Annotated in this window: 12 protein-coding genes; 4 read left to right on the top strand and 8 right to left on the bottom strand. The window is 43.7% G+C overall.

Features of this window, described 5'->3' with window-relative positions; translation table 11 throughout:
* Nucleotides 1-121: 121 nt before the first annotated feature.
* The 4 genes from MHH68_RS02245 to MHH68_RS02230 all read right to left on the bottom strand — a co-directional run bounded on the left by MHH68_RS02245 (nt 122) and on the right by MHH68_RS02230 (nt 5,064).
* The gene (locus MHH68_RS02245) at nt 122-1,870 is read right to left on the bottom strand and encodes a methyl-accepting chemotaxis protein (protein WP_306011730.1); all 1,749 of its coding nucleotides are present in this window, start codon (nt 1,868-1,870) and stop codon (nt 122-124) included.
* Between the two features lie 98 nt (nt 1,871-1,968).
* Entirely contained in the window at nt 1,969-3,090 is a 1,122-nt protein-coding gene (locus tag MHH68_RS02240) for a mannitol-1-phosphate 5-dehydrogenase (RefSeq protein ID WP_268467714.1), read from the bottom strand.
* Between the two features lies 1 nt (nt 3,091).
* Nucleotides 3,092-3,526, bottom strand: a complete 435-nt coding sequence (locus MHH68_RS02235; protein WP_012008933.1) for a PTS sugar transporter subunit IIA — start codon at nt 3,524-3,526, stop codon at nt 3,092-3,094.
* A 95-nt stretch (nt 3,527-3,621) separates the two neighbouring features.
* Complete coding sequence (locus MHH68_RS02230; RefSeq protein ID WP_058015335.1) at nt 3,622-5,064, bottom strand: PTS mannitol transporter subunit IICB; 1,443 nt, start codon at nt 5,062-5,064, stop codon at nt 3,622-3,624.
* Nucleotides 5,065-5,569: 505 nt separating this feature from the next.
* On the opposite strand from MHH68_RS02230, the gene MHH68_RS02225 reads away from it, so the two are divergent.
* The 3 genes from MHH68_RS02225 (at nt 5,570) to MHH68_RS02215 (ending at nt 8,613) form a co-directional block, all read left to right on the top strand.
* Entirely contained in the window at nt 5,570-7,204 is a 1,635-nt protein-coding gene (locus tag MHH68_RS02225; protein ID WP_339164934.1) for a copper resistance CopC/CopD family protein, read from the top strand.
* 16 nt (nt 7,205-7,220) lie between these two features.
* Nucleotides 7,221-7,835: a DUF1775 domain-containing protein gene (locus MHH68_RS02220; protein WP_339164932.1), complete on the top strand. Its 615-nt coding sequence runs from the start codon at nt 7,221-7,223 to the stop codon at nt 7,833-7,835.
* Nucleotides 7,836-8,016: 181 nt separating this feature from the next.
* Nucleotides 8,017-8,613, top strand: a complete 597-nt coding sequence (locus MHH68_RS02215) for an NAD(P)H-dependent oxidoreductase (RefSeq protein WP_339164930.1) — start codon at nt 8,017-8,019, stop codon at nt 8,611-8,613.
* 245 nt (nt 8,614-8,858) lie between these two features.
* Here MHH68_RS02215 and MHH68_RS02210 read toward each other — a convergent pair whose 3' ends face one another.
* From MHH68_RS02210 to gabT, 3 genes are read right to left on the bottom strand one after another with little or no spacing between them, the layout of a single operon-like run.
* Nucleotides 8,859-10,253 (bottom strand): NAD-dependent succinate-semialdehyde dehydrogenase, encoded by a 1,395-nt coding sequence (locus MHH68_RS02210; RefSeq protein ID WP_058015332.1) that lies wholly within the window; start codon nt 10,251-10,253, stop codon nt 8,859-8,861.
* The gene (locus tag MHH68_RS02205) at nt 10,228-11,616 is read right to left on the bottom strand and encodes an APC family permease (protein WP_289406128.1); all 1,389 of its coding nucleotides are present in this window, start codon (nt 11,614-11,616) and stop codon (nt 10,228-10,230) included. Before MHH68_RS02205 ends, MHH68_RS02210 begins: the two co-directional genes overlap by 26 nt.
* A gap of 21 nt (nt 11,617-11,637) precedes the next feature.
* Complete coding sequence (gene gabT, locus MHH68_RS02200; protein WP_058015330.1) at nt 11,638-12,954, bottom strand: 4-aminobutyrate--2-oxoglutarate transaminase; 1,317 nt, start codon at nt 12,952-12,954, stop codon at nt 11,638-11,640.
* 108 nt (nt 12,955-13,062) lie between these two features.
* Here gabT and MHH68_RS02195 point away from each other — a divergent pair, with 108 nt between their 5' ends.
* Entirely contained in the window at nt 13,063-14,487 is a 1,425-nt protein-coding gene (locus tag MHH68_RS02195; RefSeq protein WP_339164925.1) for a PLP-dependent aminotransferase family protein, read from the top strand.
* A gap of 30 nt (nt 14,488-14,517) precedes the next feature.
* On the opposite strand, the gene MHH68_RS02190 is transcribed toward MHH68_RS02195, so the two are convergent.
* Nucleotides 14,518-14,829 (bottom strand): metalloregulator ArsR/SmtB family transcription factor, encoded by a 312-nt coding sequence (locus tag MHH68_RS02190; protein ID WP_058015328.1) that lies wholly within the window; start codon nt 14,827-14,829, stop codon nt 14,518-14,520.
* Nucleotides 14,830-14,834 lie beyond the last annotated feature (5 nt).

Here is a 14,834-nt window from a genome sequence, read left to right as displayed (position 1 = left end):
TAGCCACAAGGCAAGAACATCAATATTTTCTTTTTCATGACCGGAACACTCCTTTCGATTGCGTGAGCAAGGTTTTGATTCCTTATATAGTACCTGACAAAAGACGTTCAGTCAAAATGGTTTATAGACGATAACGCGCAATATCGTGATTCAACCGTATGCTTAGTTCATTGAGTCTTTCTGCTGCTTTTGCCACATTGGAGATGGCTGTCACCTGTTCGTCTGTGGATGCGGTAATCTCTTCGATCGCAGCGGCATTTTCTTGAGAAATATGGGCTGCGCCTTGCATGGCTTTTGTGATGAGGTCGTTTTGCTCCAGCAATGCATTCAGCTCTTTTGCCATGGCGTCTGTTTCAACGATGGTTTGTGAAATCGACGTAGAAATGGCATTGAATTCATGTTCTGTCGCATGTACCGCTTCATCTAACTCAGCGAAACGATCCATTGTGTTTGACATCATGCCGGCTGTTGCCGTCGTTTCTTCTTTAATGCCTTGTACCATTTGCTGAATTTGCACTGCTGATTGTTTTGTTTGCTCAGCTAAATTCCTTACTTCACTCGCCACAACCGAGAAGCCCTTGCCGTGCTCTCCTGCGCGTGCTGCTTCAATGCTGGCATTCAGCGCAAGTAAATTCGTCTCGTTTGAAATGCTTTCAATCGTATCTGTAATTTTAGAGATATCCTGTACTTTTGTACTTAATTGCTCAATGCCTGCTCTAATGCCTTGAGATGCTTGAATGGATTGTTCATTTGATTGCTTTAATTGCTGAACAATTTGCTGACCCTGCTGAGATGATTGACTCGATTGGTCAGAGATTTGTTTAATTTGGTCACTTTGTTCTTTGACGTTCTCAATCGATTGATTGAACTGGGTCATTTGTTGATTGGCTACATCAAGGTCAGATGCCTGATGAAGTGTTCCAGTCGATATGTCACCAATCGCTCGTCCAATCTCTTCACTGCTGGCTGAGGTTTCTTCAGATATTGCTGATAAATCTGTCGCTGATTCGACGAGTTGACTGCTCGTCTCCTGTAGACCGCTGACAAGTGTCCGGAGTTCTCCTGACATATGATTAAAGCCTTTTGCCAGCTGTCCAATCTCATCTGTTGTTTCTTTTAAACTTGTGCGTTCAAGATTCCCCGCCGCAATTTCTTTTGAAGCAGCAGTGACTTGTTTGAGCAGTCTGACCTTTCCTCGAGCAGCTAAATAAAAGACGCCAAGACTGAGAAGAGCGACACCTGCTGTAATGAGCATGATATAGAGCTTCATCTGCTCTAATTCTTTATAAAATTCATCCTGAAAGACGGCAATGCCGATACTCCAATTCCAGGGCGTGAACTGGCTCATATAGGCAAGCTTTTGCTTTTCTTCCCCAGTGGCATCGTCCTTATCTAAATAGGTCACATAGTGTGCATCCTCGCCTTCTGATTTGGCTCCAGCGACCATTTTTTCACGATTGGTCGTGTTATCTGGAATGACGCCAATGTCATTGACAGGATGGACTTGAGAGGAATAATCTGCTCCATATGCGACAAGATAGCCTTTATTTTTATAAATAAAATCTGATTTTTGAAATTGGTACCCTTTCCCGTTGTCATTTTTGGGCCCGCTCAAGTAAATACGGGCTTGTTCCTGTGCCTGTTCAAGCGTCAGTTCTTTTTTCTCTACACGATCATTCAACTGTTCAAGTGTAGCCATTGCTCCGCTGACGATGTGCTTTAGATCTGCTTTTCCCGCATCAATTAAGACATGTTTCGCTAACAAATACCCCGTTGTTCCAACAAGTCCGCCCGTTAAAATCGTGATGACGATAATGGCAGACATTAATTGAAAAAAGACACTTCTTGATGCAAACATTTTCCTTTTCATATACAAATTCCCCCTTACTTCATATATCGACAAACGGGGTAAAGTATTAAAAAGGTCATTAAAAAACCCCTTTCACTCGTTGGAAAGGGATTTTCTAATTATCGAGCTGTTTCTTTAAGAATGGCTTGGTAGAGATCGTCTGTTGGCGTGAGGCCACATACTTCTTTCAGTACACCTTCAATGCCTTTTTCTTTTCTTAATGCCTGCAAACGAACCGCTTCTTCGTCTTCGGTAAAGTCATAAGCGAGAGCTGCAGCAATGCCTTTGATTAAGTACACTGGCTGCTTGATCTTTTTCGCTGGACCGATTAAACGGTCATCTGCTCCCAGCTTTCTAAGAGGAGAGCGTGCGACACGAGTGACTTCGTCGGAGATAAAAGCATTTTCGAATCGCTTGATGATTTTTTGAATATACGCATCATGTTCTTCTTTTTCAAAACCATATGTGTCGATTAAATAACGGCCCGTTTCGTGAAGTGCACCTTCAACCACTTGGCGAATCTCTGGTGTATCGACGGCTTCTTTAATCGTTTGAACGCCTTGCTGATATCCGACATAAGCTGCTAGCGCATGTCCTGTATTGACAGTAAAGAGCTTGCGCTCAATATAAGGTGTCAAATCTTGTACAAAGGTCGCTCCGTCAATCTGAGGAACGTCCCCAATAAAGGCAGTCTCATCAATGACCCACTCAAAAAAAGGCTCGACTGATACTTTTAAAATATCCTCATGGTGCTGAATCGGTACAATGCGGTCCACAGCAGCGTTTGGAAAACCAACTGTTTGTGACAATGCTTTTTGTTCCTCTTCTGTTAGATGAGAGAAAACGGCTTCTTTTAAATGAGAGCTGCCCCCAATCATATTTTCACATGCCACGATGTTGATGATATGGTCAGGTTTTTTCTGTTTTAATCCTTCAGCAATAGATGAAGCAATGATCTTCAAAACAGCTGGTCCAACAGCAGTTGTAATCAAATCGGCTGATGCCACAGCCTCTGTTAATGCCGCTGGGTCTTGTGCAGAATTGATCGCTGTCACTGGGCCGACTACTTCTTGCTTCTGACCTGGTGCTGCTAGTTCAACCGTGTATTCTCCTCGTGCATTCAACTCGTTGATGACCGCTTCATTTACATCGGTAAAGACAAGCTCAAAGCCTGATGCTTTTAACAAAGATCCGATAAACCCTCTGCCAATATTCCCTGCTCCAAAATGAAGTGCCTTCATGCTAGTTCACCTCGTTAAAGATGGCGATCAGTTCATCCTGATCCTTCGCATGGATGATGCGTTCTACATTTTCCTCTTCTGAACAAACAATCGCAATTTGAGAAAGAATATCGAGGTGTTCGTTGTTTTTACCTGCGATGCCAAAGACGACTTTGGCGATATTTCCTTCGCCGTATTCAACGCCATCTGGAATTTGAATGATGGAAATCCCAGAATGAAGGACAGCTGCTTTCGCATCCTCTGTTCCATGAGGAATCGCAATCCCGTTGCCCATAAATGTAGACGAAATATTTTCTCTTTCAAACATTTTGTCAACATAATCACTTGTGACATAGCCATTTGCCACTAGGACTTCGCCTGCTTTTTTAATGGCTTCTTCTTTCGAGCCTGCTTGTTCGTTTAGAAAAATATTGTCTTTTGATAGTACTTGTTTCATGAATGATCACACCTTTTTTTAGAATGGAAAATCAGGAAAACAACCAAAACGGGGAGTTCAATGAAGAAAAATTGAACTCAACCCGTTTCGTCATGTTATTTTTTCAATTTCTCAATCAGCTCATCGTATTTCGGGCTGTTTAAGAAATTATCGACTGAGATATGCACAGCGCCTGGCAGTTTTGCCTTGGCTCTGTCTGTTAAATCTTTATGAGTGAAGACCACATCGGCATCATTTGGAATGTTACTGATGGATGTATTTGTCACATCAATATCAAGCTCTGCCTTTTTGACTTTATTCTTTAAGATGGATGCGCCCATCGCGCTTGAGCCCATTCCTGCATCACAGGCAAAGATGATTTTGTTCACGTCATCTGGATTGACATCACTTGGAGATGCTGCTTGCTCATTTGCTTCAGCGTCTTCTTTTTGTGCTGTAAGAGCAGCGGCTGCTGCGCTTTTCTTCCCTTTCATGTCCTGCATTTTTTCTGTTGCGGCTGTTAAGTCTTCGTCAACTGCTTTTGAGGCTTTTAAAATCACAGAAGCGACAAGGAATGAGACGACGGCTGCCACGACGACACCTGCTAGAACAGCAAGATGTCCACCTTTTGGTGACATCAGCATAAGGGCGATAATACTTCCTGGTGACGGCACAGCCTTTAAGCCTGCATTTAACAGGGTAAAGGTCAAAACGCCGCTCGCTCCCCCTGCAATTACCGCTAAAATAAGCTTTGGTTTCATTAAGATGTACGGGAAGTAAATCTCATGAATCCCTCCTAAAAATTGAATGACAATCGCACCCGGTGCAGACTGCTTTGCATTCCCTCTTCCGAAGAACATGTATGCAAGTAGAACACCTAAACCTGGTCCTGGGTTAGTTTCAAGCAAGAACAGAACAGACTGCCCTGTCTTCGCCGCTTGCTCTACCCCTAACGGACCTAAGATCCCTTGGTTAATCGCATTGTTTAAGAACAAGACTTTCGCTGGTTCAATGAAAATACTTGCCAGCGGAAGCAAATGTGCATTCACAATGATATCTACACCTGCCGCAAGGGCTTTATTTAGACCAAGTACAACTGGTCCGATAGCATAGAAGGCAATCGCGACAAGAATGGCACCTAGAATCCCTGCCGTAAAGTTATTCACAAGCATCTCAAAGCCCGATTTGATTCGATCTTTGAAGAGCTGATCAATTTTCTTAATCAAGTAACCGCCAAGTGGTCCCATGATCATGGCACCTAAAAACATTGGAATGTCCGAACCGACAATGACCCCAATCGTCGCGGTTGCACCGAGTACACCGCCTCGATGGTCGTATACGAGTTTACCGCCTGTGTAACCAATTAAGAGTGGCAGTAAGTAGTTGATCATTGGACCAACAAGTGAAGCTAATTGTTCATTTGGCAAATAGCCACTCGGAATGAATAATGCCGTAATGAGTCCCCAAGCGATAAATGCGCCAATATTCGGCATAATCATGCCGCTTAAATAGCTTCCAAAGCGCTGTACTTTTACGCGGAATCCGCTTTTTTCCTGCATCTATGAAAACTCCTTTCTTCTTTCCCTTTATTTAGGGCTTTATAGGTCAAAAGATATAAGAACAAGTGTCAGTGAAGCCCTTATCCCTATCGTAAAACGCTTTCACTTTCCCTTCAATTGAAACTAAATGTCACTTTGTCACTTAGTGTGTGACAAAATTGAAATATGATGTGAATTCTCTGTCAGAACATAGGGCAATCGGGGTAAAAAGGTTAACGTGCCGTGGTTTTGACGCAAAATTCATTGGAATTTCACAATTTTCAAATCGTCACTTCTTGTTTCCTCTTCTCAAATCGAATAGGCTTATACATGATCAAACCTATTCAATCAAGAATGTCTGCGCAGACACGACACAGAAAAAGTGAACCATCTTGCTGTTTGTTTCGTTTACCTTTTAGAGTGAGCGGCACAATAGGAGGAGCGGTTTTTTCTGTGACCCACAGTTTACTGCCGCTTTCTTTCTGATACATGAGACATTTTCATAGGTAGAAAGGCGGTTATACACTTGTTGAAACATAGTAAGTGGCTTCTGCTTCTTATCGTCACGTTCGCTTTTTTCATTCCAAAGGAAGCATTTGCCCATGCATACGTCGTCAGCTCGAATCCAGCAGCAAATGAAGAGCTGGAGAAGCAGCCTCCTTCGGTCTCTATCACATTTAGTGAAGGAATCGAAAGTGGATTTCATGCCATTAAGGTGCTAAATGCAAAAGGGGATCGTGTGGATCAAGGAGATACGGTCATTAAAGATCAAAAAATCATGGAAGCTGCTTTAAAAAAGGATTTACCAAAGGGGATTTATACTATTCAGTGGAATGCGGTATCAGCAGACGGACACTCTGTCTCTGGCATGATCCCGTTTAGTATTGGCAAAGCGGATGGCGGTTTTGACCAATTAGATCAAGGTCAACCAAATGAATCGATTGATGTTGCCTCGACCATAGACAAAGCCTTTCTTTATACGTCGTTTAGCTTATTTCTCGGGACCATTTTGTTTGGACTGTTTTGGTTTCGTGCAGCGATTTCACCTGTATTAGCGAAACGAATGAAATGGCTGTTGACATTGTCACTGATCATGATGGGCGGAGCACTCGTGTTCCAGCTGCCGATTCAAACAAAATCAGCGGCAGACGTGTCCTTTTTGGGAGCATTTCAGCCATCGCTTTTACAAGAAACCATTGCATCGACTTCTGGCGGTAGTTTGTGGATGATGCTCATGGTGTCATTTGTTCTTCTGACCATTTGGAGCATCGTTGCGATGAAAAAAGGGGATTTCACTTCTTTTCGGGTATGGTTGTTTCCACTGCTCCTATTCGCAGTACTTCTCTGGCTGAAGGCACAAATCGGACATCCAGCGGCAACTGATAATAAAATACTGACAACGTCACTTGATTTTATCCATCTCGTTTCTGCATCGATCTGGGTCGGTGGTTTAACAGCCATTGTGCTTTTATTGTTGAAGAAGCTGCCAAATGAAGATCAGCCGCTCATACGGAATACGTTAAAGGCGTTTCACCCTTGGGCACTGCTCTCTGTTGGACTCATTGTGTTTTCGGGATTTGTGAATGCGATCTTTATTTTGCAATCGTTTGATGCTCTTTTCGAATCAGCATACGGTCGAACCTTTTTAATCAAGCTTGGTTTATTTATCTTGATGGGCCTTCTTGGGCTTGTTCATTACTTGATGCTGAGATGGGAAAAGAAACAGAAACAAAACGTTTCGTTACGAGCTGAGTGGATCATCGGAATCGCTATTTTGTTATTAACAGCTGTATTCACCAATATTCCGAGCCCTCCTCCGCCTGCACCTGAGCCATTCTTCGGCGCAAACCAAGTGGAGCATCGTGACATTGTGTCCATGAGCATTACCCCGAATGCCCCGGGTAAAAACACATTCGAGGTCGCATTTACAAAGAAGGATGGACAAACGATTACAGATATTCAATCTGTGTCAGCCAAGATCCATAAAGTCGCCTTATTCGGTGAAGAGAAACCGAGTGAATTTCAGCTGAAACGATTAAAAAATGGTCATTACTCTGCTGAAAACCTCTTGTTAAATGAAAAAGGTACTTGGAAAATTGAAATCCATGCGTTAACTGGTTCTTTTGAAAATATCGATACCACATTTATTAGAAGAAACTAAAAGGAGTTCATACCATATGAAAAAATATGTTAAAGCTTTATTACCAATGCTTCTCGTTTCATTTTTATTGGCGATTCCTGTGAGTGCTCACGTCACAGTCAAACCTGATACGTCTGCGACAAATGCTTGGGAAACCTATACGTTAAAAGTCCCTTCTGAGAGTGACAGTCCAACGACTAAGGTTGTCGTGACAATACCTAAAGGCGTAGAATTCCAACAATATGAGCCTGTCCCTGGATGGAAAACGTCAACTGAAGAAAAAGATGGCAAGGTAACAAGAGTGACTTGGGAAGCAACTGGTAAAGGCGTGCTTGCCGGACAGTTCCAGCAATTCGTTTTTGTAGCAAAAAACCCTGAAAAAACAGGTGAAGCTGCATGGGATGCATATCAATATTATAAGGATGGAACGGTCGTTGAATGGACTGGCGATAAAGATGCTGATAAGCCGCATTCGATCACAAACATTGTCGCATCTAATACGGTAACGGATTCCCATGGTCAAGAAAAACCAAAAGAAGAAAAGGCATCTGAAACAGCCTCTAATTCTCCTTCACCACTTGTGCTAGGGTTGTCCATTGCTGCTCTAGTCGTAGCACTGATTGCGCTTGTGCTTGCTTTTAGAAAGAAATAATTCATTTGTAAGCGATCGTTTTCACGGAAACGATCGCTTTGTTTTTCCACCTTGCTTGAACACGAAATGCAAGCTAGGACGATCAACTCCCATTTCCTCAGCCTATTATTACCAACATAGGATTGAATAGGATGATGACGCATGCCATAATGAGACACATGACCACCTAGGAGGCTATAAGATGAACCATCTAATTATATTTGCTCATCCCCAGCAAAGCTTAAATCAAACCCTATTAGATCTTGTTGTCAGCACTCTTTTGAACAATGGTCATCAAGTGACTGTTCGTGATGTTTATGCTCTTGGTTTTTCACCAGAACTAAACATCTTGGAAAAGGCTGCGATCAAACGGGGTGATGTCCCCATTACCATTCAAACAGAGCAGAAGCTGATTCAGAAAGCAGATGTCCTAACATTTATTTTCCCCATTTGGTGGACAGGCTTACCCGCTATGCTAAAGGGCTATGTAGAACGCGTTTTTTCTGAGGGCTTCGCTTATCAAATCAATGAGCACGGGGCTATTGATAACCTGCTTCGACACAAAAAAGGTGTCATAATCAACACGCACGATGCTCCAAGATCCTTTCTTGACGCTAACCGAATCGTTCCCGCCTCCCATCGCATGACAACGGATACAGATGTCTTCAATTTTATTGGTATTGAGCCTGTTGAACGACTTTTGTTCAGCAGCATGGAGCAGGCACCAGCAGATTACATCCACGAAATTATGAAAGAAACAAAAGAAACGGTTGAGCAGCTTTTTCCGCCGGCTGTTTAACATAAAAAAGACTGCCAAGATACATCAGGCAGTCTCAGATTGTTGACAAAGGGCTAAAATGATCTTTATTTTAGCCCTTTGTCTTCTTTTCAGCGTGATAGAAAACCTTTGCAGGCTAGGAAGGACGAGCACCGGAGCGGAGCGAATTTGACATTCGTGAGCACCGAAGCGCAGACCTGACACCGAATGCGAGGGTTTGTCTACACGCTGAGACTGCCAGATTCCTCAGGCAGTCTCTTTCACGTTTATTCGTCTAAACCAATGGATACATATTTGGTTTCTAAATAAGGCTCGATCCCTTCGATGCCGCCTTCACGGCCAATTCCGCTTTCTTTCATTCCTCCGAATGGTGCTTGAACAGCCGATGGGCCGCCATCATTCCAGCCAATAATCCCGTAATCAAGATTCTCTGAGATGTAGAGGCCGTTTCGATAATTCTCTGTAAAGAAATAAGCTGCAAGACCAAACGGTGTATCGTTCGCTAATTCAATCGCTTCATCTAGCGTTTTGAATGTCGTAATCGGTGCCACTGGCCCAAAGGTTTCTTCATGCATAATGTTCATCGAAGGGTCCACATGTGTGAGAACCGTTGGCTGGACAAAATAATACGACTTGTCATCATCGAAATGCGTATCTCCGCCGACAAGGATTTTCGCCCCTTTTTCGACTGCATCTTGAATTTGGCTGACAATTTTATCAAAGCCGCGCTTGTTGATAATTGGGCCGATGGATGTGCCTTCTTCAAAGCCATTTCCCACTTTCAGCTTTTCGACCTCTTTGCTAAAGACTTGCGCAAATGATTCATGAATGTCTTCATGCACAATTAAGCGGTTGGCACAGACACAGGTTTGTCCTGCATTACGGAACTTAGATGCCACTGCTTGTTTGACAGCTAGTTCAAGATTGGCATCTTTGTCTACGATGAGCGGGGCATGACCGCCAAGCTCCATTGATACGTGCTTGACTGTACTTGCACTGTTTTTGATCAAATGCTTTCCGACTGGCGTTGAGCCTGTGAACGTGATTTTGCGAATCAATGGGCTATCTGTGAATATTTCACCGACTTCTTTTCCATCTCCAACCACCCATTGCAGAGCATCCTCTGGAATTCCGGCTTCGTGGCCTAATTTCACAAGTTCAATAGCCGTCAGCGGCGTGTCTTCAGCAGGCTTCACAATAAAGGTACAGCCCGCCGCAAGTGCTGGTGCTGCCTTTCTCGTGATCATGGCTGCGGGGAAATTCCACGGTGTAATGGCCGCAACAGGACCCACTGGCTGCTTTGTGACAAAAAGGCGCTTGTTCGCCGTATGTGACGGAATGGTTCTGCCGTAGATTCGTTTGGCTTCCTCTGCGTACCATTCAATATATCCAGCCGCATAAACGATTTCTCCTAATGCTTCTTGATACGGCTTCCCGTTTTCTTCAGTGATGATTTTTGCGAGCCTTTCTTTATGTTCAATCATGAGATCAAACCACTTGCGAATGATATTGGCACGTTCATGTGCTGACGTTTTTGCCCATGTTTTGAATGCTTTATGTGAGCGAGTGATCGCATCTTCAATCTGTTCTTTTGTATGCTGAGCAACTGAAGCAATTTCTTCTCCTGTTGCAGGATTATACACTTTGAGTTCGTTTGTCATGCTCTACCGTCTCCTTCGTTCTTGGATTCATTACATATAGTATATACCCAATGAGTGCCCAACCTAAAAGCAATATCCATTCAGCTGGCCATGATAAGGAGGCCGGCATCCCTGGAAAATAAAATGAAAGAAAAAGGAGACTCAGCCCGATGGCTAAAACGCCTGTCGTCCGCCAATATTTAATGCGGTATGGACGCTCAAGTTCTGGTTCTGCTTTACGAAGTTTCATAAAAGCAATGGACACAATTAAGTAGCCGACGATGATCCCGACACCGCCTGCATTGACAATCCATACGAGGGCAGGGCGCCCTAATAATGGAGCGAAAAAGGCCAAAGCACCAAGAAATAAAATGGCATTTGTCGGCGTTTTATACTTTGGATGAATATACGCAAACCATTTGGAAATCATGCCTCTTTCCGCCATCGCGTATAAAATACGACTTGCACCGATGATAAAAGCATTCCAGCTCGTTACAATCCCTGCTACACCGCCAATGACAAGCACTGTCCCAAATGCTTGATGACCGAGAAGCTGCACCATGGCATCTGCTGTCGCCAAGGAAGAGGCTTCAAGCTGTCCTTTTGACAGCCCCGCAGCTACTCCAAAGACAATAAGCAGATAAAATACGACCGCACTCACGATAGAGATAATTAAAATTCTCCCAATGATTTTCTTTGGCGCATTGATCTCCGCCGCCACTTGAGGAATGACATCAAAGCCAACGAATAAAAAGGGAATCATCACTAAAACTGCCATGAGACCGCCAACCCCGCCTTGAAACATCGGCTCAAGGTTTGCTAGATTTCCGTTAAATGTGGCGCCGCCTAAAAGAAGAAAACCTGTCAGGATAATGGCCACTGTAAAAACAGATTGAAAAATAGCGGCTGGCTTGGCACCAATGTAGTTAAGCGCTGTTAAAAATAAAGCACCGCCAGATCCAATCAACACCCATGTAAAATAAACGTCCCATCCCCCTATATTCCATAGAAAGCCAACATGCTGTGTTGGAATAACATAATCAATAACAGTTGGCAGTGCGACTGCTTCAAACGTAATGACCGAAACATAGCCAAACAACACGCCCCATGCCGAGACAAAAGCGGATTTCATCCCAAATGCCCGCTGGACAAAGACAAGCCCTCCTCCCGTCTCTGGAATCGCAGACGAAAGTTCAGCATACGTCAGTCCAATAAAGATGACGAGAATACCACCTATAACGAAGGCAATCACACTGCCTAAAAATCCAGCTGTTAAAATCCAATCTCCCGAAAGTACAACCCAGCCCCATCCAAGCATTGCACCAATGGATAAAAACAGTACGTCAGACTGCGACATGGTTTTAGCCATTTGTTGTTTTTGCATACAACCATCCCCCTTTGTTGTTTAGCGTGCTTTGAAGGCGTCCTCGATGATCCCTAGTCCTTCATGAAGCAGCTCATCTGTGATGACAAGTGGTGTTAAGAAGCGAATAATATTCCCATTAATCCCTGCCGTTAATAAGAGAAGTCCGTGCTCGTTTGCATATGATGCAATCGCTGCGGCTGTTTTCTTATCTGGTGTACGCGTAGTTTGATCTTCTACAATTTCGATTGCCGCCATTGCCCCTAACCGGCGGACTTCCCCAATGAATGGATACGCCACTCTCCAATCATTTGCTTTCTCCTCAATGACTTGTCCAATGTGTTCAGATCGTTGATTCAGTTGTTCTGTTTCAATAATATCAAGAACCGCTAGCGCTGCCACACAGCCTAATGGACTTCCTGCATATGTTCCCCCTAGCTCCCCTGGATCTGCCGCATCAAGCAGTTCTTTTCTGCCGACAACACCGCTTAGCGGCAACCCAGCAGCAAGAGATTTTGACACAGTGATTAAGTCCGGCACCACATCAAAGTGCTCAATGGCAAAATATTTACCTGTTCTTGCAAAGCCAGTTTGGATTTCATCTGCAACAAACACAATCCCGTGCTCCTGACAGAATGAAGCTACATGCTGAACAAAACGCTTCGATGGTACAATGAATCCGCCCTCCCCTTGGACTGGTTCCATGACCACACACGCAACGGTTTCTGGTGCAACGGCAGCGACGAAGAATTGATTGAATTGATCAATGATGTACTCATCGTAGGCTGCATCACTTAATCCTTCTGGCTTCTGATAGTAATACGGGTATGGCGCTTGATACACCTCTGACGCAAATGGTCCGAACCCAAATTTATATGGCTTGACCTTACTCGTCATGCTCATCGTCATATTCGTTCTGCCGTGGAAGCCTCTTGTAAACGAGACCACGGCCTGTCTTTTCGTATATTTACGTGCAATTTTCACCGCATTTTCAACAGCTTCTGCACCTGAATTAAGGAAAATGGCTTTCTTGTCATGGTCACCTGGTGTAAGGCGGCATAGCTTCTCTGCCAATTCGATATACGATTCGTACATCATCACATTGAATCCTGGGTGAATCAGGCTGTCTGCTTGTGCTTTGACGGCTTCCACAACCTTTGGATGTGAATGGCCTACATTTAACGTACCGATTGCGCCAGCAAAATCGATAAAACGTTTCCCATCGATATCGAACAGCTCGGCACCCTTCCCCTTTGCTGCAAGATGACGGTTGCCATTACTCACGCCTCTTGCGACGTATTGATCTCTTTTCCCCTGCCATTCTTCTGTTGAAAAACGGTTTGTAGTCGTTTGACTCATTGTCATCCATCCCCTTTATGTCTTTTTTATTATTCTGAATATTTTTTGGTATGATAGAAAGTACCAATATCATTTTTTTCATGGTACCAGAGAGGGAGGAATGACGAGATGCTGACAATTCAACTAGATCAAACAGGGGCAAACGGATTTATTTATCATCAAATTTACTCGAAAATTAAAGGTGAAATTTTAAATCGAAACCTTCAGCCGCACGATCAATTACCGTCCAAACGAGAGTTAGCCGATACATTAAATGTCAGCGTCAATTCAGTGAATGGCGCATATCAGCAGCTGCTTGCCGAGGGATATTTATATTCGGTTGAACGCAAAGGTTTTTTCGTGGAATCACTCGAAACGTTTCATGAATCAGGTCAGCTGAAACCCTCTACTCTCCCAGCAGATTTAAAGGAAGAGCCGATTGCACGAGATGATTGGTATTCCTTTTCACATATCTCTGTTGATACAGCCAATTTTCCGTTTAAAAGCTGGCTGAAAAGTGAACAAAAGGCGATCAGTCTCCACCAAGAAGCATTTGGTGAGCTTCCGCATCCACAAGGCGTGTACGAGCTTCGGGAAACAATTGCCCGGTTAATCGGGCTTGCACGGGGAGTCAAATGCTATCCAGAACAGCTCATTTTAAGTGCAGGCACGCAGTCACTTATTCATTCGTTATCAAGCATTCTTCCAGCCGATCAAGTATACGGGTTAGAAAACCCTGGCTACCGCCGGCTCTATCAAATGCTGAAAAACAATCATCACCGAATTGAAACGATTGGCATTGATCAAAAAGGAGTACGGATGAGTGATATTCAGAAGAAAGAGCCAAGTGTGTTGATCATTACCCCTTCACATCAATTTCCAACAGGGGTAATTATGCCAATTTCCCGGCGGATTCAGCTCTTAAACTGGGCAGCCGATGAGCAAGACCGTTATATTATTGAGGATGATTATGACAGTGAATTCAAGTATGGAACTGACAGCATTCCAGCGCTGCAAAGTTTGGATCGATATGACAAAGTCATTTATATGGGGACCTTTTCAAAATCATTGCTGCCAGGCTTAAGGCTAAGCTACATGGTACTCCCGCAGCATTTATTGAGACGCTATAAGGAAGAACAACACTTCTTCATTCAAACAGCCAACCTCTTTACACAATACACCCTTCTTCATTTTATAAAAGATGGAGCATATCAACGGCATATTAAAAGAATGAATGGTTTATATGAGGAAAAACGGAAGCAGCTCATTGGAGAGCTCAATACGGTTTTTGCTGACAATGTGCGGATTATTGGGGAAAATGCTGGACTTCATTTTATCGCAGAGTTCCGTTCAAACCGCACGCAGCATGAGATTTTACAGCGTGCCAAAGAAAGAAAGCTCAAAATGTATGGGATGGACCGTTTTACCCTTGATGAGCAATTACCGGGGCATCAGGAAGGCTTTGTTCCACTCGTTCTTGGCTTCTCTCATATGCGACCAGAGGATATAGAGCCAGCGGTAAAAAGACTGTATGAATCGATTTATGGAAAATAAAACAGCCAGCTGCTTTTCTAGACAGCTGGCTTACCACCGCTCTTTATCTACGGCTAAAATGGATGACACGAGACCAGGAAAAGCGGTCTCAATGTCTTCTTTTCTTAAAGAATAATAGCGGTGTTTTCCGTCAATTCTCACTTTCACGATGCCTGCCTCCCTCAACACTTTGAAGTGATGTGACAGCGTGGATTTGGCAATATTCATCTCATACGTGCCGCATGTCCTCTCGCCTGCTTCAGCTAAGCAGCGGACAATTTCTAACCGGATGGGATCGGCCAATGCGTGTAGCACCGAAATCAGTCTCATGTCTTCTTGGGTTGGATGGATTGGATTATTCATACGAT

The sequence above is a fragment of the Bacillus sp. FSL K6-2841 genome, from assembly GCF_037976435.1.
Classification (GTDB): domain Bacteria; phylum Bacillota; class Bacilli; order Bacillales; family Bacillaceae; genus Bacillus; species Bacillus pumilus.
The sequence above is the reverse complement of the archived record's forward strand: the minus strand, read 5'-3'. Positions and strand labels throughout refer to the sequence as shown.